Origin of the sequence: Nocardia araoensis NBRC 100135 (assembly GCF_000308435.1) — a bacterium.
Lineage (GTDB): Bacteria > Actinomycetota > Actinomycetes > Mycobacteriales > Mycobacteriaceae > Nocardia > Nocardia araoensis.
This window is the reverse complement of sequence record NZ_BAFR01000189.1, coordinates 82,518-106,116: the sequence shown is the minus strand read 5'-3', so window position 1 is coordinate 106,116 and position 23,599 is coordinate 82,518. Positions and strand designations below refer to the sequence as shown.

The window sequence follows — 23,599 nt, the reverse complement described above, 5'->3', positions numbered from 1 at the left end:
AGGTCGAGAGGCAGTTTCGGATGGTCGGCACACGCGAGAAGTTGGAGCGATTGCGGGACGCCCTCGCGACCGCCGAGGAACCGGCCGGTGCGTCCGGCATCGCCAAACGGCAGAGCAAAGGCATACCCAGTGCCCGCGAACGGGTCCGCTCGCTGCTCGATCCTGGTACGTTCGTCGAGATCGGCGCACTCGCGCGCACGCCGGGAGCGCCGGACGCGAAGTACGGTGACGGAGTGGTCACCGGCCACGGCCGCATCGACGGGCGGCCGGTCGTGGTCATCGCGCACGACCAGACGGTGTACGGCGGCTCGGTGGGCGAGATGTTCGGCCGGAAGGTGGCCCACATCCTGAAGTTCGCCTTCGAGAAGGCGTGCCCGGTGGTGGCGATCAACGATTCCGGCGGTGCCCGGATCCAGGACGCGGTCACTTCGCTGGCCTGGTTCGCCCACATGAGCAGGCGCCAGGAGCGGTTGTCCGGGTTCGTCCCGCAGGTCTCCATCATGCTCGGCAAGTGCGCCGCCGGTTCGGTGTACGGCCCGGTCAACACCGACGTGCTCGTCGCGACCGAGAACTCCTACATGTTCGTCACCGGGCCCGAGGTGATCAAGACGGTGACCGGCGAGGACGTGACCGCGGAGGAACTGGGCGGCGCTCACGTGCAGGCCCGCAACGGCACGATCCATCACGTGACCGCCACCGAGCAGGAGGCTTTCGACTGGGCCCGCAAGTACCTGAGCTATCTGCCGTCGAGCTGCCTGGAGCAAGCGCCGATCGTCAACCCCGGTCTGGAACCCGAGATCACCGCCACCGATCTCGAACTCGAGTCGATCATCCCGGACTCCGACCGGGAGGGATACGACATGCACGAGATCCTGCTGCGCATCTTCGACGACGGCGATTTCCACGAGATCCGCTCCGCCACCGCGGCGAATCTCATCACGGGCTTCACCCGCGTTGACGGCCGCAGCGTCGGCGTCGTCGCCAACCAGCCGCTGGTTCTCGGCGGCGCGGTCGACGCGAAATGCTCCGACAAGGCAACCCATTTCATCCGGCTGTGCAATGCCTTCGGCATCCCGCTGGTATTCGTCGTCGACACTCCCGGCGTGCTCCCCGGCGTAGAGGAGGAGCGCAATGGTGTCATCGTCCGCGGCGGGCGCGTGTTCCGCGCGATCATCGAGGCGACCGTGCCCATCATCAACGTCGTCGTGCGCAAATCCTATGGCGGCGCGTACGGCTTCATGGCGTGCAAGCAGCTCGGCGCCGACATCAGCCTGGCCTGGCCCACCGCCCGCATCGCGGTGATCGGCGCGGAGAGCGCGGTCGACATCGCGGGCAGGCGTCAGCTGCTGCAGGTGCCGGAGGAGCAGCGCGCCGCGGTACGGGAGTTCATGATCGACCAGTACAACACCACCGTGGCCACGCCGTGGATCGCGGCCGAACGCGGATACATCGACGCCGTCATCGAGCCTTCCCGGACCCGGCTGGAGATACGGCACGCGCTGCGACTCCTGCGGGACAAAGAGGCGGCTGCCGAACACAACCCGCGCAAGCACAGCCTGTATCCGATGTAGTTCGGGTTTCCTCGCTGCCGGGCCGGGTATGCGGCCGGAGGACGAAGGTCCGCGGTCGGAGGAGTTGCGGGCATGGACTGGTTCACCGCACCCGAATATTGGTTGGGCAGGCAGCTGCTGACCCGCGGTGTCGCAGCCGTCTATCTGATCGGCTTCGTGGTCGCCGCCCGCCAATTCCGGGCGCTGATCGGGGAGCACGGCATGCTGCCGGTGCCGCGCTGGCTGGCCGGGCGGTCGTTCCGGCGCGCGCCGAGCATTTTCCATGTCCACTATTCCGACCGGTTCTTCGCGGTCGTCTCCTGGTTCGGTGCGGCGCTGTCCGCGGCGATGGTTGCGGGCGTCGCCGATGTGGTGCCGCTGTGGGCGGCGATGCTGATGTGGACGCTGTTGTGGGCGCTCTACCTGTCGATCGTCAACGTGGGACAGGACTGGTATGCCTTCGGCTGGGAGTCACTGCTGCTCGAGTGCGGGTTCCTGGTGATCTTCCTCGGCAACGACCGCACCGCGCCGCCGGTGCTGGTGCTGTGGCTCGCCCGCTGGCTGCTGTTCCGGGTGGAGTTCGGCGCCGGACTGATCAAACTGCGCGGTGACCGGTGCTGGCGCGATCTGACCTGCCTGTACTACCACCACGAGACGCAGCCGATGCCGGGACCGCTGAGCTGGTTGTTCCACCACCTGCCCAAGCCGCTGCATCGGATGGAGGTGCTGGGCAACCATTTCGCCCAGCTGGTCGTGCCCTTCGGGTTGTTCGCGCCGCAGCCGGTGGCGAGCATCGCGGCGGCCGTCATCGTGATCACGCAGTTGTGGCTGGTGCTGTCGGGTAACTTCGCCTGGCTGAACTGGCTGACGATCATCCTCGCCTGTGGGCTTGTCAGCGGGCCGGCCGCCGCGGCGGTGCTGCCGGTGCCCGCGCCGCCGGCGCTGCCGGGACCGCCACCGTGGTACACGGGCCTGGTCATCGCGTTCACCGCGCTGGTGGTCTTCCTGAGTTACCGGCCCGCACGCAATCTGATCTCCAGTCATCAGGCCATGAACCGGTCGTTCGACCCCTATCACTTGGTCAATACCTACGGAGCGTTCGGCAGCATCGGCCGCACCCGCTACGAGGTGGTCGTCGAAGGCACCGACGAGCCGACCGTCACGAGCCGGACGCGGTGGAAGGAATACGAATTCAAGGGCAAACCCGGTGATCCACGCCGCCTGCCGCGGCAGTGGGCCCCGTACCATCTGCGGCTGGACTGGCTCATGTGGTTCGCCGCCGCCTCACCCCGGTACGCGCAGTCGTGGCTCGGCCCCTTCTTGGCACGACTGCTGGAAAACGACGCGGCCACGCTGCGACTGCTACGGCACAATCCCTTCCCGGAGGCCGCGCCCCGTTTCGTCCGGGCGCAACTGTATCTCTACCGCTTCACCACACCGCGCGAATTGGCCCGCACCCGGGCGTGGTGGGACCGCACACTGGTGACGCGATACGTTCCGCCGCTATCGCTGGACGACCTGCGTTACCGCAGCCATTCCGGTCTGCAATGACACCCGGTCGGACCCACTGGGCTCGGCCTGAGAATCCCTGACCCACAACGGCTTGCGCCCGCAGTACGCCGTGGACGGTGGCATTCGCCACACTGGCGTGGCGACGATCGACGACGAAAGCGGGTATGCGCCTCGATGACGCAACCGACCGAAGGAGGATGTATGTCCGTCTCGGCCTCGCGCTCGCAGTATCGCGCCGCTCGACGCGGTGACAGCGGTTATCCCGGCACGGAATGGCCCATCGAATGGACCATCGCGGCATGGGTCCTGGTGTTGGCAGTGCTGAGCATGGCGCTGGCGCTGCTGTAGGAACACCTCGACCGGGTGAAGGGTCGCTTCGCCGGAACCGGAATCGAAACATGGCACTCATCCGAGCGGGAGCTCGAGCCGCATCGAGTGCTCGAGATTTCTTGCCGAAACGGCGCAAGAATCGCCTCGCACGGGTGAGTGGAGGAGGAGAAGGAGTTCGATCCGTTGGAGGAAATACTACGGCCGCTCATCGTGATTCTCGGTACGGTGGCCATCACCGTGACGGCCGGTCTGCTGATCGATCGGTTACTGCGTTACAGCGCAAGCAGACGTCCGGGCAACCAACTTCCCACGCTGTTGCGCCGGGTGCAGTTGCCCCTGCAGGTGTTGCTCGGCGCGTTGGCGTTGCACGCCACCTATCCGCTGGCGCAACTGGAACTGCGCCAGGACGCGATGATCCGCACGGTCCTGGCGACGGCGGCGATCATGGCGGCGGCGTGGGTGGTCATCCGTGCCGCCGACGCGGTCGCGGAGAACACGCTGCGCTCCTACGCCCGGCGTACCCAGGACATCACCCGGGTACGGCAATTGCGTACCCAGCTCGGCCTGGTGCGCCGGATCATCACGTCGGTCCTGGTGGTCACGACCGCCGCCGTCGTGATCCTGCTGCTGGTTCCGAGTCTGCGGACCCTGGGAACCTCGCTGCTGGCCTCGGCAGGGGTGATCGGCATCATCGCCGGTGTCGCCGCGCAGTCGACGTTGAGCAACCTGATCGCCGGATTGCAGATCGCGTTCGGTGACTCCGTCAAGATCGGGGACACCGTCGTGGTGGAGGGGGAGTGGGGCATCGTGGAGGAGATCACCCTGGCGTTCCTCACCGTGCGGATCTGGGACGACCGGAGGCTGACCATGCCGGTCTCCTACTTCAACAACAAGCCGTACGAGAACTGGTCGCGTGGCGGCCCGCAGATCACCGGGACGGTCTTCCTGTACCTGGATCACAGCACACCGGTGCCGCTGCTGCGTGAGCACTTGGAGGAGTACCTGCGCACGCGCGCGGATTGGGACGGCCGCGCCTGGAGTCTGCAGGTCACCGACAGCACGCCGACCAACATCGTGGTGCGCGCGACGATGTCGGCGGCCAATGCCGACGACGTGTGGAATCTACGCTGCGCGGTCCGCGAGGAAATGCTCGACTGGCTCGGCCGCAACCATCCCTACGCCCTGCCGAAGATCTCCACCGCCATCACCGACGCCGCCACCGGCGATCGTCACTTGGCGCTGGTGGGCGACGGCGGCGACTGACGCTACGATCGAGTCTTCGCGTCGCACCCGGACGAGGGCCGGGATCGGGGATGGGGAGGCGATCATGACCGACGCAACCGAGGGGATCACAGACGACCTGTTCGCCGGAACAGCCTGGCACTACGCGCGCTACCGGCCGGACTATCCGCGGCGGTTCTTCGATGATCTCGTCCGGCGGCTGCGACTCGACGGCACCGGCCGACTACTCGACTTGGGCTGCGGCACGGGCCAGCTCACCGTCCCCCTCGCGCGGCACGTGTCCGAAGCCGTGGGCATGGACCCCGAGCCCACGATGCTCGTCGAAGCCGCCCGCCGCGCAGAAGCCGCGGGTCTTGCGAACGTGACCTGGGTGCGGGGCGGTTCGGAGGACCTCCCGGGCGGGCTGGGGCGTTTCCGGTTGGTGACCATCGGGCAGGCCGACCGCGGCCGAAGGCCAGGAGTCGCACGAAGAGATACTGGCGCGATCCTCCTTCCCTGCGTGCACCGGCTGGTCCACGAATTCGAACGCGCGTGGACGATCGAGCAGGCGATCGGGTACCTCTACTCCACCTCGCTGCCACTGCACCGGCTGCTCGGGGACCGGCGCGCCGCGTTCGAACAGACGATCACCGAGAACTTGCTCGCGATCGACCCCGGCGGATGTTTCGTCGAACCGGTCACCCTGGAAGTGCTGATCGCCGCCGAGAGTTAGGGCGTCTGCGGTGCCAGGGCATGCAGTGTCACCTGGCTCAGCCGCCCCGCCTGTATCCGCGCCGTGAGATAGGTGTGGTCCGGCTGCCTGCGGCGGTCGGTGGGCGAGCCGGGATTGAGCAAGCGCAACCCGCTGTCGGCGATGGTGTCCCACGGAATGTGGCTGTGGCCGAAGACGAGTACGTCGGTGTCCGGGAAATTCCGGGCACAGCGTTCCTCGCGGCCCTTCGCGGGTCCGGTTTCGTGCACCACCGCCAGCCGGAGTCCGTCGAGTTCGGCGCGGGCGACCTCGGGCAGCCGCGCACGCAGATCCGGGCCGTCGTTGTTGCCGTAGACAGCGACGAGGCGTTCGCTGCGGGCTTCGAGGCGGTCGAGCAGCGCGACGTCCACCCAGTCGCCCGCGTGCACGACCACGTCGGCGGCGTCGACCTCGCGCCAGAGCACCTCCGGCAGATCCCGCGCACGTTTGGGCACGTGCGTATCGGAGACGATGAGCAACCGCATGGTGACCGGTCTACCACGGTTGCGGCGGAGCGCCGATTATCCCGGTCGTCCGGCGGACGGCACGGCAGATCGCGTCTGTGACATCTATCACATCAGCTCGGCGTCCCGGTGGAGATTGGACCTCCGCTCGTGGGTATGCCGGGCGTGACGGTGACGCAGTGCAGCGCACCGGTACGACAGTTTCCATCGCGTTGTCCGGGAGGGCTTGTGTCTTCGATGCTTTCGTTTCTCATGCTCATGCTGATGCTGCCGGGGATGGCGACCGTCGCTGCGTATGTGACGGTGGCGGTCAGTGTGTGGCTCGAAGAGCGTCGCGACGCCGGCGACTCCGCGGTCGGGGTCGAGGCCCGCCATCCGTAGGACAGGACAGGTCCGAACTCAGGGTGTGCTGTCGGCCGATGCGCGATGCCAGGGAAACCACCAGCGGGTTCTCGCCCGGCGGAGTGAGATGGCCTTACAGTCGATCCCGGTGGCGGCCGCGAAGGCGGCGGCATCGGCGGGAGTGGTCGTCTTCGGGTGACTGCGGGCCCACGCGGTGAAGCGGGCGGTGAACTCACCCTGACACGCGTGCACCAGCAGCGGGTAACGGCGCGCCACCTCACCGGCCCGCTTGCGCAGCAGGGCGTCCGCCGCCGCTCCGACGGCCTCGGCGTCGAATCCGGGCGGTATCGGGGCTCCCGCGACCAGCGCACGCACCAGCGCTGCTTGCCGCTGCGCCAGCGTCGCACCGCCGGAAGGCTGTTCCGGTACGGAGTCGGCGCTCACGCCGGTACCGCCCTGGCGCCCGCGGTGATCGGTGGGCGGGCGGCGGCGGTAGCGAGGGCGTCCAGTTCGTCGAGTAGTTCTGCCGCGGGCGGATAGTTGCCGTCGCGCTCCAGCATCATCGGCGCCGGACGATGCGCGGTGAATTCGGCGACGAGCGTGAGAACTTCGCCGGGAACCGGATCGGTGTGGGTGTCGTGGTAGCGACCGCCGGATTCGTGACCGCCCGCGACGTGGCAGTACGCCACCTGTTCGGTGGGCAGGCGCAAGAGTTCGGCGAGCGGATCGCGACCGCGGTTGCGGGCGTTCGCGTAGACGTTCGCGAGATCGAGCAGCAGCGATACACCGGTGCGTTCGACGAGTTCGGACAGGAACTCCGCTTCGGTGTATTCGTCGTCGGGCCAGTCGAACAGCGTGGCGATGTTCTCCACCGCGAGCGGGACGTCGAGCGCCGCCCTGGTCCGGGCGATATTGCGGGTGAGCGCGTCCAGCGCTTCCCGGGTCCGCGGCACCGGCAGCAGGTGTCCGGCTTCCAGGCCGCCCGCGCGGACGAACGCGATGTGCTCGCTCACCAGCGGAGCCGCCACCGCCGCCGCGCAGGCCGCCAAGTGCTCGACGCGATGGCCCGCGACCGGCTCCGCCCCGCCGAGCGACAGCGAGATGCCGTGTGGCACCACCGCCACGCCGCGTGCGCGCAGAGCGGCCAGTTCCTCGGGGACGGCGATCTCCCCGGCGCGGCGGGTATCCCCGGGCAACGACTCGGCGATGACCTCGCAGAATCCGAGTCCCGCCAAGGTGGCTATCACCCCGCAGATCTCGGCCCGCCAGCCGATACCGAGCGCGTCCGGCGGCAGCGGCCCGAGGCGCTCATCCACCGCAACCGCCGCAGCCCCCGCCGCACCCGCTGCCACATCCGCCCCCGTCGCCCCCGCTGTCACCCCCGCCGTCACCGCCGCCCGACGCACTCGGCGGAGCGACTGCCTGGGCGAGTCCGGGATCGAGGGCGACGAGCGCGCCGATACCGAAAACCGCGGCCGCGAGCGCCGCGCTTTCGGCGCCATAGGTCGCGTAGGAAGGCGAATTGCTCGGCCGCAGATGCCGATTGCGCTCGGACGCGGCGTCCCGGGCGCGGACACCGAGCGCGGTGAGCCGGGGCTTGCGCACCACCAACCAGTAGGCGACCGCCTGTGCGAGCACCAGCACCACCAGCACACCCACCGGGTTGCCGTGCGAGGCGCCCGCGATGATCCGCACCAGGCCGAGCGCGCCGGTGACGAGGATCGGTATGCCCGCATCACGCAGACCGTGGCGCATCTCGGGTCCCGGGAAGTACCCGAGGTCGACCATCCTGGTGCGCAGCGCGTCGAGCGACCCGCCCGCGATCGCGCCGACGGTCTTGCGCTGACCCGCCGCCAGCCGGTCGTATACCGACACGGTGAACGGATCCAGCCGCCCGAGCTCCTGCGGTGTGAGGGTGCGGACCGGCGCGGCGGCCGAATCGATCGCGTCGAGGCCGCGCAACCGCGCCATCGCCGCGAGTACGGCGTTCTGGTCGCCGTACAGCATCCCCAGCTCGGGTGAGGTCAGCTCCGCGCCCGGCGCGGTGACCGAGTCGGTTTCCGGATCCGCGCGCGTCGCACGGGACCGCAGCCAGATCCCGACGAGCACGGCTATCAGCACGAGCGGTATGTAGACGGAGAGGAACTGCGGCCCGGAAATACCCCAGGTATCACCGGCCGCGACAAGTCCGTCCGAGCCCACCCCGATCACTTTCATCTCCCACCTCGGAATCGGTCCAACCCTGCCCTCAGTATCAGGCCGCGGAGGCTCACACGCCATGCCGAATCGCCGTGTCGCGCATCGGCGCACCGCGACCCGGGCTCACTTCGCGCGGCCGAGACCGAGTTGCTCGGAGACCATCAGCGCGACTTCGGTCTCCAGCCGGTTCACCGTCAACGGATGACCGAGCACTTCTTCGGCCCTGCGTATCCGGTAGTGGACGGTGTTCTTGTGGACGTGCATGCGCGCCGCGGCGTCGGTGAGGCTGCCGCGGGCCTCCAGATACGTCTGCACCGTCTCACGCAGACGAGCGGTGGTCTCGTCGTCGCGCATGAGGTCGCCCAGCACCCGATGAACCCACGCCTTCGCATCGGGCAGATGGTCGATCAGCAGGCTCGACAGCGCCACCCGGGAATGCATGGTCAGCGGGCGGTCGGGATCGGCGAGCAACGCGAGGCTGCGAGCGCGCTGGGCGTCGCGGAAGGTCTGCCGGAAGCCGGCCAGTCCGGCGCCGGGATCACCGATCGCGACGCGAATTCCCGGGCGCCGCCGCAGGTCTCGCTCGAGCCGGTCGGCGTCCAGCGACGGCTTGCCGACCGACGAGATCCACGCCCAGCAGTTCTGCTCGTCGACCAGTACCGTCAGCGGGTGCTTGCCGGTCGCGGCGGCGAGCATCGAGGTCCCGGCGCGCAGCAGTTCGATCGATGCGGCGACGGGTTCACGCACCCAGACGACGGCGGCCATATGCCACCCCCGTAGTGAGGCGGACAGCATTTCCTCCGCGGAGGCGACGTCGAGGTTCTCGGTGTCGAGCACCGCGCGGATCTGGGCCGCGCGGGTGCTGTCCGAACGCGCGTCCCAGCGACGGCGTTCGCTTTCGTAGATGTCGATGACGCCTTCGATGACCTGGTCGATGTAGCTGTTGACCAGCACGGCGACCCGGCTGGTCGTCGCCAGGGCGAGATCGGCGGGGGTCTGGGCGTGCCGGAGTACGGCGATGGTCCGCTGCATGAACATGTGCTCGCCGAGCCGGTACGCGCGCAGCAGCGCCTCCAGGGACATCCCGTGCTGGGCGAACCGGCGGGCGTACTCGGCGGCGGCGGGCGGCACGGTGATGTCGTCGCGAGAGATGCTCAGGATGAGCATGTCGAGGATCGCGGTGAGGTTGGACGCGGTGCTGGCGATCATCAGCCGCCGTACTTCGTCGTCGTGGCGGAATTCCGGGATCACCTCGGCGAACATCGCGGTCATCTCGGAGGTCAGGCGATCGAGATCGGCTTTGACGCGTCCGGCGACCTCGCGGATGGTCGTGTCCACGTCCTCGCTCATGCCGGGACCGTACCGGAATCGGTGCGGCGGCTCGGAGGCATTCCGCATTCTTTTGTGCCATCGGTACAAAGGCCGGTGGAAACTCTGGGATGCCGGCCCGTAGCCGGGTCCGGGCACCGAATCTAACTTGGAGTGTAATTCCCGTCACCCCGAGGTAGGTGAGGATATAAGTGCAGCACGTTGTGGAAATTCCGGAGGTCAGGGCGACATGGGATCCGTCCGGACCCTGCATCGCGGATGATCGCGAGCAACTCGACAATCAAGCTTTCGAGAAACGGGTGCGCTCGGCCGCCGCTGTTCTGTCCGCGAATGGTGTCGGCGAAGGAGATGTCGTCGCGCTCGTATTGTCGAATCGACTCGAATTCGTCGTCATTCTTTTCGCGGCGTGGCGGCTGGGTGCGGCGGTCAGTCCCGTGAAGCCGGATTCGACGATCGAGGAGGTGCGTTATCAGGTCAGCGACTGCCGGGCGAAGGTGGTCGTGACCGAAGGCGGGCGCGGAGGGGAAACGCTGGATGTGACCGAGGTCGCCGGGCTCGGCCCCGACATGGCCGGGCCGGAACCGGCGCCGGTGGATCCCGGCGCCGCGGCGCTGATCATCTACACCAGTGGCACCACCGGCCGACCGAAGGGAGTGGTGCTCGACCACGCCAACATCGCCGCGATGTGCGAGATGCTGGTCGAGGCGCTGGCTTTGAACGAGACCGATCACAGCCTGCTGATCCTGCCGCTGTTCCACGTCAACGGGATCGTGGTCAGTGTCCTGTCGCCGCTGCTCGCCGGTGGCCGGGCCACGATCGCGGGCCGGTTCTCGGCTTCGGCGTTCTTCGGCATCGTGGAACGTGTTCGCCCGACGTACTTTTCGGGAGTCCCCGCGATCTACGCGATGCTCGTCGCGCAGCCCGGCAGCGCGACGCCGGACACTTCGTCGTTGCGCCGTGCGATCTGCGGGGCCGCGCCGATGCCCGCGGAACTGATCGCGCGGTTCGAAACGCGCTTCGGTGTACCGATCGTCGAAGGTTACGGACTGTCCGAAGGTACCTGCGCGTCGACGCTGAATCCGCCGGAGGGACCGCGGAAGCCGGGCACCGTCGGGCGGCCGCTGCCAGGGCAGGCCGTCGCGATCATGGATGCCGCGGGCCGCGTCGTGCCCACCGGGACGAGCGGGGAAGTGGTCATCCGGGGGGCGAATGTGATGCGCGGCTATCTGGGCAGGCCCGAGGCGACCGCGCGGACGGTGATCGAGGGCTGGCTGCACACCGGCGATGTCGGCTATTTCGACCCGGACGGATATCTCGTCCTGGTCGATCGGATCAAGGACATGATCCTTCGAGGTGGCGAGAACATCTACCCCAAGGAGATCGAGAACGTCCTGCACGCCCATCCTGCCGTCTTGGAGGCCGCGGTGGTGGGCGCTCCCGATCCGGTTCTCGGCGAGGTCCCGGTCGCCTATGTGGTGACGATGCCGAACGCGTGGGTGGACGCCGCGGAGCTCGTCGAGCACTGCCGGAAGTCCCTCGCCCGCGTGAAGGTGCCGGTATCGATCGAACTCACCGAGGCGCTGCCGCGGAATGCGGTGGGAAAGATCGACAAAAGAAGGCTTCGCGCACTCGCGGCCGCAACGGCCTAGAAACAGTCCGCTCGGGACGAGCGGAAACCGCATGATCGAACCCGATTCGTCCGGGTTCTCGCACGCGCTCGATTCATCGGATAAGAAAGGTCCGAACAATGGGATTCAAAACAGCGGATTTCCCGCCCGTCGACGTGACGACATTCCTCGACCTGCCGTTGCGGGAGCGGATGAGAACGCTGGCTCTGCACTGGGTGGAATACGGCTTCGGTTCGCCGAAAATGATCCACACGATCTATCTGCTCAAGGTCCTGCTCGTCTCGGCGCTGGGCGGCGTCGCCGTCGCGACCTGGACTTCCGGCGTCGGCCCGTTCTGGGATGTCGCGGCGTGGTGGAACGAGCCGATCGTCTATCAGAAGCTGGTGTTGTGGACCGTCTTGATCGAGGCGCTCGGCATCGCCGGGTCCTGGGGGCCGCTCGCGGGGAAGTTCAAGCCGATGACCGGCGGAATCCTGTTCTACGCCCGGCCAGGCACGATTCGCCTGCGGCCGTGGCGACGGGTGCCGTTCACCGGCGGTGATACCCGCACGGTCGTCGACGTACTGCTGTACCTGGCGTTCCTGGGCACCTTGCTGGCGGCGATCGTGCTGCCCGGCGTGCCGAGCGCCGCACTGAGCGCGGTCCTGCCGGACAACACCTCCGGCTTGGTGAATCCGGCGCTGCTCATCGCTCCGATCGTGCTGTACGTGCTGTGCGGCTTGCGGGACAAGACGATCTTCTTGACCGCACGCGGTGAGCAGTATCTGCCCGCACTGGTGTTCTTCACGGTGCTGCCGTTCGTCGACATGATCATCGCCGCCAAGTTGCTGATCTGCGCGGTGTGGATCGGAGCGGGCGTGTCCAAGTTCGGGCGTCATTTCGGCAATGTGGTGCCGCCGATGATCTCCAACAGCCCGGGCGTGCCCGCGAAGTGGATCAAGCGGTTGCACTACCGTGACTTCCCGCGCGACATCCGGCCGTCGAAGGTCGCCTCGTTCATGGCTCACGTCGGCGGCACGACCGTCGAGATCGTGACACCGCTGGTGCTGCTGTTCTCCACGAACCACTGGCTGACGCTGGCCGGAGTGGTGCTGATGGTGGTGTTCCACGCGTTCATCACCTCGACGTTCCCACTGGCGGTGCCGTTGGAGTGGAATGTGCTGTTCGCCTACCTGACCGTCTTCCTGTTCTTGGGCTTCCCCAACGGCGGCGGCTACGGCGTGACCGATATCTCCTCGCCGTGGCTGGCCGTGGCGATCGTGGCGGCGCTGGCGTTCTTCCCGATCCTCGGGAACCTGCGCCCTGATCTGGTGTCGTTCCTGCCGTCGATGCGCCAGTACGCCGGGAACTGGGCGTCGGCGCTGTGGGCCTTCGCGCCCGGGGCGGAGGAGAAGCTGAACACCATCGCGCATCGGCCCACCCGGAACCAGATCGACCAGCTGCGGGCCATGGGCTACCCGCCCGCGGTCGCGGAGATCACCATGCAGCAGACGATCGCGTGGCGCTCGATGCACAGTCAAGGACGCGGCCTGTTCTCCTTGCTGTACGACCACATTCCCGACATCGATCGCTGGACCGTGCGGGAAGCGGAATTCGGCTGCAATTCGCTGATCGGCTTCAACTTCGGCGATGGTCACCTGCACAATCTGGATCTGATCGAGGCCGTGCAGTCCCGGGTGGGATTCGCTCCGGGAGAATGGATCGTGGTGTGGGTGGAATCCCAGGCGATCCATCGCGGGGTCCAGGAGTACCAGGTGATCGACGCGGCGCTCGGCGTCGTCGAACGCGGCACCTGGCGGGTGCGCGACGCGGTCGAGGCGCAGCCGTGGCTGCCCGACGGCCCGATCCCGCACGAGGTGACCTGGCGGCGCGCTGGTTACACGGTGCCGGTGCCTCCGGTCGGATCGACCCGGGCACTCGTGCCGCAGACGGTCGGTTGAGCGCAGGCCACCAGGGACGGAGAGCGACATGAGCAGCGCAGTCGTGGTCGGCAGCGGCCCCAACGGGTTGGCCGCGGCCATCACCTTGGCCCGCGCGGGAGTGGACGTCACGGTGCTGGAGGCCGCCGAGGAGATCGGGGGCGGCACCCGCACCGGCGAGGCGATCGTGCCCGGCCTGCTGCACGACCACTGCTCGGCCATCCATCCGATGGCGGTCGGCTCTCCGTTCCTGCGCGGTCTCGACCTGGAGCGCTACGGATTGTCCTGGGCCTGGCCGGAGATCGACTGCGCTCATCCGCTCGACGACGGCACCGCGGGCGTCCTGCTGCGCTCGGTCGCGCAGACCGCGGCCGGACTCGGCGGCGACGGCCGGGTGTGGCGGCTGTTGTTCGAGCGGACGGCGGCGGGGTACGACCGGACCAGCGCCGACATCATGCGGCCACTGCTGCGCCTGCCGCGCCACCCGTTGCGGCTGGCCCGCTTCGGCGTTCCCGCCGTGGCCCCGGCCACGCTGCTCGCCGGACTGTTCCGCACCGAGCAGGCGAGGGGATTGTTCGGCGGCGTCGCCGCTCATGCCTTCCATCCGCTGCACCGGCCGCTCAGCGCGAGTATCGGCCTGGGCATCCTCACCGCGGGCCACGCCTACGGTTGGGCGGTCGCCGCGGGTGGATCGCAACGGATCACCGACGCCATGGCGGCGGCACTAGGCGACCTCGGCGGGAAGATCGAAACGGGTGTCCGGGTGCGATCGGTGTCCGATCTGCCGCCGACGGAGCTGACCATATGGGACCTGGCGCCGACCGCGGTCGCGGACATCCTCGGCGATCGCCTGCCGCTGCGAATCCGGAAGGCATACCGAAGGTTCCGTTACGGACCGGGCGCCTGCAAAGTGGACTTCGCGGTGCACGGCGGCGTGCCGTGGACCGCGGCGGCGGCGCGCCGGGCGGGGACGGTGCATCTCGGCGGCACCTTCGCCGAGATCGCCGCCACCGAACGCGAGATCCATCGTGGCCGGATGCCCGAGCGACCTTTCGTACTGGTGGGCCAGCAGTACCTCGCCGATCCGCAACGTTCGGCCGGCGACATCCATCCGATCTGGGCATACGCCCACGTCCCCTACGGCTATCCCGGCGATGCCACGGCGGAGATCACCGCCCAGATAGAACGCTTCGCTCCGGGTTTTCGCGACCGCATAGTCGGAACGAGCGTGCGCAGCGCGGTGGGATTCGCCGAGTACAACCCCAATTTCGTGGGCGGCAACATCATGACCGGCGCGAAGGACATTCCGCAGTTGCTGTTCGGTCCGCGCCGGACTCTGCAGCCCTACGACGTCGGCGTGCCGGGTCACTACCTCTGCTCGGCGGCCACACCGCCGGGCCCAGGGGCACACGGCATGTGCGGCGTCAATGCGGCGCAGCGGGCTCTTCGGCGCATGGGACGGAAAGAGCCGTTGTAGCGGGGCCGCCGTCGCCCTCGCCTGACGCGGGCGCGGGCGGCGCCGCCGGCTGGTCCCTGGCGACCAGCCGGTTTCCCGTGAGATCACCAGGGCATTCGGTCACCATGGATGCCGAGAACACGCACGCAGCAGACTCGACGCCGAGCAGCGCTCATCATTTCGGTCGCGTGACCCAGGACGACCTGAGTCGGTTGCTCGCCACCGAAGAGCCGGACGCACGCTTGGTCCTGGAAGAAGGACAGATCAAGGTCGAACGCGGTTCCGGATCCGAACCGCGCGGAATGCTCATCCTGTCGCGCGCCGAACTGACCGATCGGGTGGGAGCCGACCCGGACGGGACCGCGCTGGCCGAGGCCGCCGCCGAGTTGGACGCCGAAGTCCGCCTCCGGGGCGCCTGAGACATCGGCGCCGCCCGGCCGCCGCGCCGCGCGGCAGCCACCCGGCGCGGCCCGGTCGCGTGCGTGCGAAATTGCTTTGCACGGCGGCGCGTGGAGCAACGACGATATCGATATGGACGTCGAACCATGCTCGGCGCTCGCACCGGGCGTCGGGCCACCGGAGCGGATAGAACTGGAAGAACTGCTGTTGCGGCGGTGGCTGCCGGAGGATGTGCGGCCGCGACTCGAGGCGATCAACGCCTCGTTCGACGAGATCCACCCTTGGATGGATTGGCTCGCCGAACCGGCGACGCTGGAGAGTCAACGTGCGTTCGGCCGGGAGACGGACGAGAGCTGGCCCAGCGCCGCGGGCAGTTGGAACTTCGGCATCTTCGACGCCGACGGCAGCGTGCTCGGTGCGATCGGCCTGCACGACCGCCTCGGCTCGCGTGCTGTGGAGATCGGCTACTGGTGTCACACCGCGCACAGCGGGCGAGGCGTGATCACCCGCAGCGCAGCTGCCTTGACCCGCATCGCCTTGGCACTGCCGGGCGTCGACCGGGTCGAGATCCATTGTGACGAGGCGAATGTCCGAAGCGCCGCGGTGGCCCGGCGGCTCGGCTACCGCTTGGACCGGATCGAGCCACGCGAGAAGCGTGCGCCCGCCGAGTCCGGTCGCGGAATGTACTGGGTCAAGGAGCGCTGAGCGTCGGCGGTTCGCTCACCCGGTGGTCACCGTGGTGGCGACAGTCGCGCCGGGTTCGTGGACATCGGGGCGGAGCTCGGGGTCGTAGAGCTCGGCGATTTCGGCGGCGTACTTCTCGGCGATCACCCGGCGCTTCAGTTTCATGGTGAGGGTGACTTCGTCGCCGCCCGCCTCCCAGAAGGTGGGCAAGAGACGGAACCGCTTGACTTGTTCCACCCGGGAAAGTCGAGTGTTGCCCGCGGCGATGCCCGCCGCGATCTGTTCGATGACGCCGGAGTCGGCCGACAAGGCCGCCGCCGAGGAGTCCGGCAATCGGTGGCGCGCGGCGTACGGCCCGGCGGTTTCGGCGTCGAGGACGACCAGTGCGGTGTTGTAGGGCCGACCGTCGCCGATCACGGCGATGGCCCCGATCAGCGGTGTCGCCGCCTTGATCGCGTTCTCGATGTTGGTCGGCGACATGTTCTTCCCCGCGGAGTTGATGATCAGCTCCTTCTTGCGGTCCACCACCCGGAGATATCCGTCGTCGTCCACGGTGATCACATCGCCGGTGCTCAGCCAGCCCTCGGAGTCGACGGCATCGGCGGTCTTGCCGGGCTCGCCGCGATAGCCCTTCATCACCAGCGGGCCGCGAACGTGGAATTCACCGTCGTCGGCGATCCTGGCCCGCATGCCCGGCAGCAGTTTGCCCACGGTGCCGAGCCTGGCGTCGTCGGGGTGGCTGACGCTGCAGATACAGGTGAGTTCGGACATGCCCCAGATCTCGGCGATCGGGATCCCGAGGCCTGCGAAGAATCCGAGCGTTTCGGCCGGGATGGGGGCCGCGCCGGACATCGCCCAGCGCACGCGGTCGAGACCGAGTTTCGCGCGCAGCCCGGACAGGACGAGCCGGTCGGCGCGCGCCCACTCGGCGGTGACGGATTCGGGGACCGGCTCTCCGTTCGATTGATGCGCGCTGCGCTGGGCGGCCACCGTCAACGCCCACTGCAATGCGGCCTTGCGCTGCTCGTCGGGTTCGTTGGCGACCGCGAATTCGATTCCCGCTTTGAGCTTTTCCCATACCCGCGGAACGGCGCCCCAGATCGTGGGGTGCAGGTCGGCCAGAGCGGCGCCGATCCGGGTCGGGTCGTCGACACAGGTCACCTGGGTACCGAAGACTTCCTGGAAATAGAGCGCGGTGAGCCGGTCGGCGATGTGCGCGGTCGGCATGTAGGAGGTGATGGTGTCACCGAAGCGGATTCCCAGCACCTCGTCGACGGCGTAGCACTCGAACATCAGGTTCGCGTGTGTGGTCTCCACCCCTTTGGGGGCTCCGGTGGTGCCCGACGTGTAGATCAGCGTGGCGACGTCATGGGGCCGGACCGCGCCCCACGCGGCGTCGAAGTCGAAGTCGTCCGCTCCGGCGGCGATGACGTCGGCGACCGACAAGGTGCCCTCCGGCGCTTCGTCGACACAGACGATGTGGTCGAGCGCGGCGCCGCTCGCGCGGACCTGTTCGACATAGCCGGGCTCGCAGATCAGCAGGCGCACACCGGCATTGCCGAGGACGTACGCGATCTGCTCCGGGGACGCGGTGTTGTACACCGAGAAACTGGTGGCGCCGAGGTGCTGCGCTGCGACCTCGAGTGGATAGAACTCGATGCGGTTGGACATCATCAGGGCCACGGTGTCGCCGCGCCGGACCCCCAGTCCCGCCAGTCCTGCGGCGATCAGCCGGACCCGCGTCGCGTACTCGCGCCAGGTGAGGGTGGCGGCGTCGCCGGGAGTGCGCAGCGCGATGGCGTCCGGATCGACCGCCGCGTTGTGCTGGAAGGCGGCGGGCAGTGTGTCGAAGCGTGGAGTGCTCACGGGATGGATTCCTTCGGGTCGGATGGCGCATGCTGCGGCCGGACCGTGCTGAGTGGAGGTGCGGTGGGCGAACGCGAGCCGTCGTCGCCTGCGTACGGTGATGGTGTCGTGCGCGCTTCGACTCTGCGCAACAGGTCGTGCACGCGGCTGTCGCGAGCGAGCGCGCTGTCGAGCACGACGTTGACCGCCCCGCGCAGCAGCGCGTAGGGCTCCCACCCCGCGGGTGCGATGGTGCGCGCAGCCCGCCGCTCGATTCCGTCCGCGATGGTCTCGGCCGCTTGTGCCGCCGAGATGCGCACGTTCAACGGCCACGGCAGCAGATCGTCCAGTTCACGTCCGAGTTCGTCGTGATCGAGGGTGTCGTGCGTCATGCGGGTCTCGACGATGCCGAAATAGGCGATGCCCGCCGAAGCGCCGAAAGGCGCCAATTCCACGCGCAGCGCCCGCCCCAGCTGTTCGACCGCGGCCTTGCTGATCATGTACGGGGCCCCCGCCATGCCGGGCGCGAACGCCGCGCACGACGACACCACGACCACATGACCTCCGGCGGCGACGACGTGGTCGAGCGCAGGGCGCACGGTGTTGAACACGCCGGTGAGGTTGATGTCCATCACCCGGTCGAAGTCCGGCCCGTCGAGCGTGCGCACCGTCGCCGGCCGGGGCACCACGCCCGCGTTGGCCACCACCACGTCCAAGCGGCCGAAATGATCGACGGCCCGGTCGACGACCGTCCGCATCGCGGAGCGGTCGGCGACGTCGGCGGCGATCGCGAGAGTTCCGTCGCCCAGTGCCGTGGCCGCCGCGTCGACAGCGTCTCGATCGAGGTCGACCAGGACGATCGAGGCCTGCTCGCGGTGCAGCAGCCCCGCGAGTTCGCGGCCGATGCCGCGGCCCGCGCCGGTGATCAGCACGACGCGGCCCGCGACCGAAAGACCACGCCGCCCCCGGCCGATCCGGAGTATGTCGCCGATCACGCGGTCACCTCGTAGGCTCCGGTGTCGAATCGGCTGGTGCGCTGCCGGTATTCGAAGCTCCAGTTCGGGTAGAGACCGGCGTTGAGCCCGTCCGGCGTCTGGTAGTAGCTCTGGCATCCGCCCGTGAGCCACACTGTCGACGAACTACGGCGGGCCATCTCCGCGACGAAGTCGGCCTGCGCTTCCGGTCGTACCTCGATCCGGCGCGTTCCGCGGGAGCGCGCGTTGCGCAGGGCGTCGACGATGTAGGCGATCTGGGATTCGATCATGTAGATCGCGGACTGGTTGCCTGCGGCGCCGAAGGGACCGAGCGTGCAGAAGAAATTCGGGAACCCGGACACCGCGACACCGAGATAGCTCTGCGGTCGCTCACGGTAGAGCTGTGCCAGCGTTCGCCCGTCGCGCCCGACGTAGCGCTCGTAGGCGGTGGGGATCGAGGTGAAGCCGGTGCCGAAGATGATGGTGTCCACCGCATGCTCGCTGCCGTCGCGCAGCAGGATCGAGTGCGGCCGGATCTCGGCGATGGGCTGGGTGACCACGTCGACGTTCGGCTGGTCGAGCGCCGGTAGATAGGTGTCGGAGAAGATGGCTCGTTTGCAGCCGATGACGTAGTCGGGGGTGAGCTTCTTGCGCAGGTCCCGGTCGCGGACCTGCCGCAGCAAGTGCAATCGGCCCAGCGCTTCGTACGGATGCCGGAAGCGCTGATCGACCAGTGAGATGAGCCCGAACGTCTCGATCGCCGCGTAGAACCCGCCGCGGATCGCGCGTTGCGCCAGCGGGATACGGCGCAGCAGCCGCCGCTCGAGTTCGAGAGTGCGGCGATCCATGCGCGGGACGATCCAGGGGGCCGATCGCTGGAACAGCAGCAGTCGGGCCACCTTCGGCTGGATCTCCGGCACGAACTGCACCGCCGACGCGCCGGTACCGATCACCGCGACCCGCTCGCCGGTCGGATCGTGGTCGTGGTTCCAGTGCAGCGAGTGGAACGACGTGCCCGCGAAGGAGTCGATGCCGGGTAGCCGCGGGTACTTCGCTTCGGCGAAAAGCCCTGCGGCCGAAAGCAGGAAGTCCGCGGTGAGCGCGCCGCGCGAGGTTTCGATCCGCCACAGCGAACGCTGCTCGTCCCACCGGGCGTCGAGTAGTTCGGCGCCGAACCGGATGTGCCGGACGACATCGTGCTCGACGGCCACCGAGCGGATGTAGTCGAGGATTTCCTGCTGCCGCCCATAGGTGCGCGACCAATCCGGATTGGGCGCGAAGGAATAGCTGTAGAGGTGGGACGGCACATCGCAGGCGCAACCGGGATAGGTGTTGGCCCGCCAGGTGCCGCCGAGATCGTCGGCGCGTTCGAGGACGACCAGATCGTCGAATCCCGCCTCGCGCAGTTTGATCGCCAGGCCGATGCCGCCCAGTCCCGCGCCGACGATCGCGACGGGGGTGTGCTCGATTCTGTCGGATGTCACGGGCGCTTCCTTCCGTGCAGGACGGCGATGAGCAGGTCGACGATCGTGTCCACGCGGTGGTCGCGCCGGAACGAGGTCAGCGGGAGCGGGGACGGGAAGCGCTGGTGCGTCGTCGCTTTGGCGTAGGCGAATTCCTTGAGCCCGTCCGGCCCGTGGACGCGGCCGAATCCGGAGGCGCCCACACCGCCGAGCGGCAGAGCGGGGATGGTGGCGTGCGCGACGAAGGCGTTGATCGAGGTGCCGCCCGCGCGAATGCGGTCGGCGATGGCGCGACCGTTGCGGCGGGAGAAGACGGTGCCGCCCAGCCCGTACACGCAGCGATTGACCAGCTCCACGGCCTCGTCCATGTCCCGGACCTTGGTGACCGTCAGCGTGGGGCCGAACGTCTCCTCCGTCACCGCGGCGGCGTCTTCGGGGACGTCGACGAGGATGGTGGGCTGGACGAACTGGCGATCGATCGCGTCCGGGCCGCCGAGCACGGCCCGCGCGCCGCGCGCAACGGCGTCTTCGATGTGGCGGCGAATGATCGACAGTTGCTTCGGCATGGTGATCGGTCCGATCTTCGGATCCGCACCGCCCGCTTCGATTCGCTGCGCCGCCGCCACCAGCTTGGCCAGGAACTCCTCGTAGACCTCGGCATGGACGTAGACGCGCTCCACGGCCAGACAGGTCTGCCCCGCGTTGGACAACCCGCCCCAGACCGCCGCGTCGGCGGCGGCGTCCAGGTCGGCGTCGGCGTCGACGATCAGCGCGTCCTTGCCGCCGCACTCCATCAGCACCGGCGTGAGATGATCCGCGCACGCGGCCATGACCAGCTTGCCGGTGGCGGTGGACCCGGTGAATCCGATCTTGCCGACACCGCTGCGGCACAGGGCATTTCCGGTATCGCCGAGTCCGGTGATCACCTGTAGCACGGGCTCGGCGGGCGCGGTGCGGGCGAACGCTTCCGCGAGCCACAACCCGACGCCGGGGGTGTACTCGCTCGGCTTGAACACCACCGCGTTCCCGGCGGCGAGCGCGAAGGAGATGGAGCCGAGCGGAGTGAAGACCGGATAGTTCCACGGTCCGATGACGCCGACCACACCGAGGGGGAGGTATTCGACCGTGGCCGCGTGGTTCAACGTCAGCAGGCTCGACGGCACGGTGCGGCGACCGAGTACCTGCTCGGCGTTGCGGGCCGCCCATCGGAGGTGTTCGAGCGCCATGGCGATCTCGAGCTTGGCGTCGGAGATCGGTTTGCCCATTTCCCGGTGGATGATCCGGGCCAGTTCGTCACGGCCGGAGGCGATCTCGGCGCGCCAGGCGTTCAGATGCCGAGCGCGTGCGGCGAAGCCGAGATCGCGCCACCAGATCGCGGCCCGGTGGGCGTCGGCGACGGCGGTGTCGACGGCATGGCGGTCGTGGATCGGATAGGTGCCGACCACCTCGCCGGTGGCCGGATCGTGCACGTCGAAAGTCGTCAGTACGGACTGTGCGGGGTGGTTGGTCGAGACGCTCATCGGGGCGTCTCGCTCGGTCGGCGACGGATAGACAACGCTGTCCCTTTCGTGTGGCGGTCTCAGAGGTCGACCACGAGGTGATCGCTCGCGGCGCGGGAGACGCAGACCAGCATCTGGTTCTCGCGTTCGGCGGCGGTGAGCGCGCGGTCACGGTGGTCGACGGCGCCGGAGACGACCGCGACCTTGCAGGTGCCGCAGAAACCCTGTCGGCAGGAGTAGGGGGTGTTCGGCAGTTCCCGGTGGATGGCGGTTAGCGCCGTTTCGTCGGCCGCGACCCGGACGGTGGTCCCGGTGCGGGCCAGCGTGAGGTCGAATTCCGCGCCGTCGACGACCGGGAGGGCGGAGAACCGTTCGGTGTGCAGCGAGGCCGTCGGGTTGAGGTCGAACAGGCACCGCTGCGCCGCCTCCAGCATGGGCGGGGGCCCGCACACGTACACCGCCGCACCGGGTGTGGCGCGAGCCAGCAGTGCGGCGACATGCGGGGGACCGAATTCGTCGTCGGGTCGGATGTCGGCGTCCGGCAAGTCGGCGAGAAACGGCATGGTCGCGCGCGAGCGGCCGACGTACACCAGGCGCCCCCGCGCCCCCGCGGCCTTGACCATGGGGAGGATCGGGGTGATGCCGATACCGCCCGCGAGGAACAGATACGACGGCGCGTCGATGAAGGTGAACGCGTTGCGCGGCCCGCGAATCCGCAGACGATCGCCGACCCGCAGCGATTGGTGGATCTCGCGCGATCCGCCGTCCCCTTCGGCAATGAGCCGCACGGCGATGCGATACCGGAGGCCGTCGCTGGGGTCGCCGCACAGCGAGTACTGGCGCTGGCGGCCCGAGGGCAAGAAGACATCCACGTGCGCCCCCGGCCGCCAAGCGGGCAGCGGCCCGCCACCGGCCGCGCGCAGCGTCAGGCTCACCACGTCGGCGGCTTCGCGTTCGATCGCGACGATCGTGGTATCCAGATCGAAACCCGTGCGGCGCACGGCGTTCGGGCGTGACAGCAGCGTGGCGGTGCGCCCGGTGACGAACACCTTCCGGTAGATGTCCATGACATCGCCGATGAGGCGCAGTCCCGCGGGCGCGGTGCGCTCGGCCAGGGCAGGTGATCGGGTCATCGGTGCGCCTCCCGCGCGGCCGGCGAGTGCGCCAGGTAGCGCAGGGCCTTGTCCATCGGGCCCAGTTGCGACGGATGGAAACCCGGACGCAGGTACCGCGGCATCTCGGTGAGGAAGACCGTCCACTTCGGGATGACGCCACGCCGGGTCGCGCTCCAGAACTGGAGCCCCCAGAAGCGGCCCTTCTCCGGCGACGGGTCCTTCCGGTACAGATAGGCGGTCGAGACGATGAACAGCGGCAGCAACGTCGCGCTGGCCAGGATCGCCGTGCGGGCTTTCCGCGCGTAGCTGCCGTCGAGGTGCATGAAGGCGTCGTAGACGACGCTGCGGTGCTCCACCTCCTCGGCGCCGTGCCATCGGACCAGGTCCAGCATCGCCGGATGCATGCCCTTCTGCTCGAGGATGTCCGCATCGAGCAGCCACTCCCCGAGTACCGCGGTGTAGTGCTCCATACCCGCGAACAGGCCCAGCCGTTCCTTGAGCCACTCCTCGCGCGCGCGGCCGGTCAGGCCGTGGTCGCCGAGGATGCGATCGACCAGCCAGGCGACTTTGGCGACGTAGGAGTCGACGTCCAAGCCGATCGATTGCAAATGCCTGCGCGCGGCTTCATGACTGTTCGCGTGCATGGTCTCCTGACCGATGAACCCCGTGACCTCCTCCCGCAATCGCTCGTCGTCGATGTGGGGCAGGGCTTCGGCCAGTGCCTGCGCCATGGCGCGCTCACCTTCGGGCAGCACCAGGTGCATCACATTGACGATGTGGGTGGCCAATGCCTCGCCCGGCACGTAGTGCATGGGCACGGAGTCGAAATCGAAACGGACGTCGCGCGCATGGATGGCATGCGCTTCGTCGCGATACCGGCGCTGCGTCGCGCCCACCTGCTCAGCCATGACTCGACCGT

General features: G+C 68.4%; 22 protein-coding genes. 11 read left to right on the top strand and 11 right to left on the bottom strand.

Annotation, left to right across the window (positions count from 1 at the left end; all coding sequences use genetic code 11):
* Window positions 1-20: 20 nt before the first annotated feature.
* From ON21_RS25220 to ON21_RS25205, 5 genes are all read left to right on the top strand, one after another.
* Window positions 21-1,571 (top strand): acyl-CoA carboxylase subunit beta, encoded by a 1,551-nt coding sequence (locus tag ON21_RS25220; RefSeq protein ID WP_039801547.1) that lies wholly within the window; start codon window positions 21-23, stop codon window positions 1,569-1,571.
* A gap of 72 nt (window positions 1,572-1,643) precedes the next feature.
* The gene (locus ON21_RS25215; protein ID WP_039801545.1) at window positions 1,644-3,101 is read left to right on the top strand and encodes a lipase maturation factor family protein; all 1,458 of its coding nucleotides are present in this window, start codon (window positions 1,644-1,646) and stop codon (window positions 3,099-3,101) included.
* Window positions 3,102-3,263: 162 nt separating this feature from the next.
* Window positions 3,264-3,410, top strand: coding sequence for a hypothetical protein (locus ON21_RS38675; protein ID WP_157170961.1), 147 nt, complete (start codon window positions 3,264-3,266; stop codon window positions 3,408-3,410).
* Window positions 3,411-3,575: 165 nt separating this feature from the next.
* Window positions 3,576-4,655, top strand: a complete 1,080-nt coding sequence (locus ON21_RS25210; protein WP_051021327.1) for a mechanosensitive ion channel family protein — start codon at window positions 3,576-3,578, stop codon at window positions 4,653-4,655.
* A 64-nt stretch (window positions 4,656-4,719) separates the two neighbouring features.
* Window positions 4,720-5,346 carry a class I SAM-dependent methyltransferase gene (locus ON21_RS25205; RefSeq protein WP_039801544.1) on the top strand — a complete coding sequence of 209 codons (627 nt, stop codon included), beginning with the start codon at window positions 4,720-4,722 and terminating at the stop codon, window positions 5,344-5,346.
* Here ON21_RS25205 and ON21_RS25200 read toward each other — a convergent pair.
* Window positions 5,343-5,849: a metallophosphoesterase family protein gene (locus ON21_RS25200; protein WP_039801542.1), complete on the bottom strand. Its 507-nt coding sequence runs from the start codon at window positions 5,847-5,849 to the stop codon at window positions 5,343-5,345. The two genes, ON21_RS25205 and ON21_RS25200, sit on opposite strands and share 4 nt — an antisense overlap.
* Before the next feature lie 207 nt (window positions 5,850-6,056).
* On the opposite strand from ON21_RS25200, the gene ON21_RS39335 reads away from it, so the two are divergent.
* A complete protein-coding gene (locus ON21_RS39335; RefSeq protein ID WP_169332731.1) occupies window positions 6,057-6,209 on the top strand; it encodes a hypothetical protein in 153 nt (50 codons plus the stop codon).
* A gap of 18 nt (window positions 6,210-6,227) precedes the next feature.
* On the opposite strand, the gene ON21_RS39665 is transcribed toward ON21_RS39335, so the two are convergent.
* From ON21_RS39665 to ON21_RS25180, 4 genes are all read right to left on the bottom strand, one after another.
* A complete protein-coding gene (locus tag ON21_RS39665) occupies window positions 6,228-6,614 on the bottom strand; it encodes an SCO6045 C-terminal-like domain-containing protein (protein WP_039801540.1) in 387 nt (128 codons plus the stop codon).
* Window positions 6,611-7,465, bottom strand: a complete 855-nt coding sequence (locus tag ON21_RS25190; RefSeq protein WP_039801621.1) for an MbnB/TglH/ChrH family RiPP precursor modification enzyme — start codon at window positions 7,463-7,465, stop codon at window positions 6,611-6,613. The genes ON21_RS39665 and ON21_RS25190 overlap by 4 nt, the downstream gene beginning before the upstream one ends.
* 13 nt (window positions 7,466-7,478) lie before the next feature.
* Window positions 7,479-8,387, bottom strand: coding sequence for a TIGR04222 domain-containing membrane protein (locus tag ON21_RS39660; protein WP_051021320.1), 909 nt, complete (start codon window positions 8,385-8,387; stop codon window positions 7,479-7,481).
* 105 nt (window positions 8,388-8,492) lie between these two features.
* A complete protein-coding gene (locus tag ON21_RS25180; protein ID WP_039801617.1) occupies window positions 8,493-9,719 on the bottom strand; it encodes a PucR family transcriptional regulator in 1,227 nt (408 codons plus the stop codon).
* A 170-nt stretch (window positions 9,720-9,889) separates the two neighbouring features.
* Here ON21_RS25180 and ON21_RS25175 point away from each other — a divergent pair, with 170 nt between their 5' ends.
* From ON21_RS25175 to ON21_RS25155, 5 genes are all read left to right on the top strand, one after another.
* Window positions 9,890-11,347, top strand: a complete 1,458-nt coding sequence (locus tag ON21_RS25175; protein WP_039801538.1) for a class I adenylate-forming enzyme family protein — start codon at window positions 9,890-9,892, stop codon at window positions 11,345-11,347.
* A gap of 98 nt (window positions 11,348-11,445) precedes the next feature.
* Window positions 11,446-13,266: a DUF3556 domain-containing protein gene (locus ON21_RS25170; protein WP_083880871.1), complete on the top strand. Its 1,821-nt coding sequence runs from the start codon at window positions 11,446-11,448 to the stop codon at window positions 13,264-13,266.
* Between the two features lie 28 nt (window positions 13,267-13,294).
* Window positions 13,295-14,722 (top strand): phytoene desaturase family protein, encoded by a 1,428-nt coding sequence (locus ON21_RS25165; protein WP_039801537.1) that lies wholly within the window; start codon window positions 13,295-13,297, stop codon window positions 14,720-14,722.
* 167 nt (window positions 14,723-14,889) lie between these two features.
* On the top strand, window positions 14,890-15,120 hold the full coding sequence (locus tag ON21_RS25160; RefSeq protein WP_157170960.1) for a hypothetical protein: 231 nt from the start codon (window positions 14,890-14,892) through the stop codon (window positions 15,118-15,120).
* 112 nt (window positions 15,121-15,232) lie between these two features.
* On the top strand, window positions 15,233-15,805 hold the full coding sequence (locus tag ON21_RS25155) for a GNAT family N-acetyltransferase (RefSeq protein ID WP_083880870.1): 573 nt from the start codon (window positions 15,233-15,235) through the stop codon (window positions 15,803-15,805).
* Between the two features lie 15 nt (window positions 15,806-15,820).
* Here the strand turns inward: ON21_RS25155 and fadD11 are convergent, their stop codons facing one another.
* Genes fadD11 through ON21_RS25125 form a run of 6 tightly spaced genes read right to left on the bottom strand, consistent with a single transcriptional unit; the run spans window position 15,821 to window position 23,588 of the window.
* Window positions 15,821-17,650, bottom strand: coding sequence for a fatty acid--CoA ligase FadD11 (fadD11, locus tag ON21_RS25150; RefSeq protein WP_039801533.1), 1,830 nt, complete (start codon window positions 17,648-17,650; stop codon window positions 15,821-15,823).
* Window positions 17,647-18,624 (bottom strand): short-chain dehydrogenase/reductase, encoded by a 978-nt coding sequence (locus ON21_RS25145; protein WP_169332728.1) that lies wholly within the window; start codon window positions 18,622-18,624, stop codon window positions 17,647-17,649. Before ON21_RS25145 ends, fadD11 begins: the two co-directional genes overlap by 4 nt.
* A complete protein-coding gene (locus tag ON21_RS25140; RefSeq protein ID WP_039801531.1) occupies window positions 18,621-20,087 on the bottom strand; it encodes a flavin-containing monooxygenase in 1,467 nt (488 codons plus the stop codon). Before ON21_RS25140 ends, ON21_RS25145 begins: the two co-directional genes overlap by 4 nt.
* Window positions 20,084-21,586 carry an aldehyde dehydrogenase family protein gene (locus tag ON21_RS25135; RefSeq protein ID WP_039801529.1) on the bottom strand — a complete coding sequence of 501 codons (1,503 nt, stop codon included), beginning with the start codon at window positions 21,584-21,586 and terminating at the stop codon, window positions 20,084-20,086. Before ON21_RS25135 ends, ON21_RS25140 begins: the two co-directional genes overlap by 4 nt.
* 59 nt (window positions 21,587-21,645) lie before the next feature.
* A complete protein-coding gene (locus tag ON21_RS25130) occupies window positions 21,646-22,698 on the bottom strand; it encodes a PDR/VanB family oxidoreductase (protein WP_039801527.1) in 1,053 nt (350 codons plus the stop codon).
* Entirely contained in the window at window positions 22,695-23,588 is an 894-nt protein-coding gene (locus ON21_RS25125) for a metal-dependent hydrolase (RefSeq protein WP_039801525.1), read from the bottom strand. Before ON21_RS25125 ends, ON21_RS25130 begins: the two co-directional genes overlap by 4 nt.
* Window positions 23,589-23,599 lie beyond the last annotated feature (11 nt).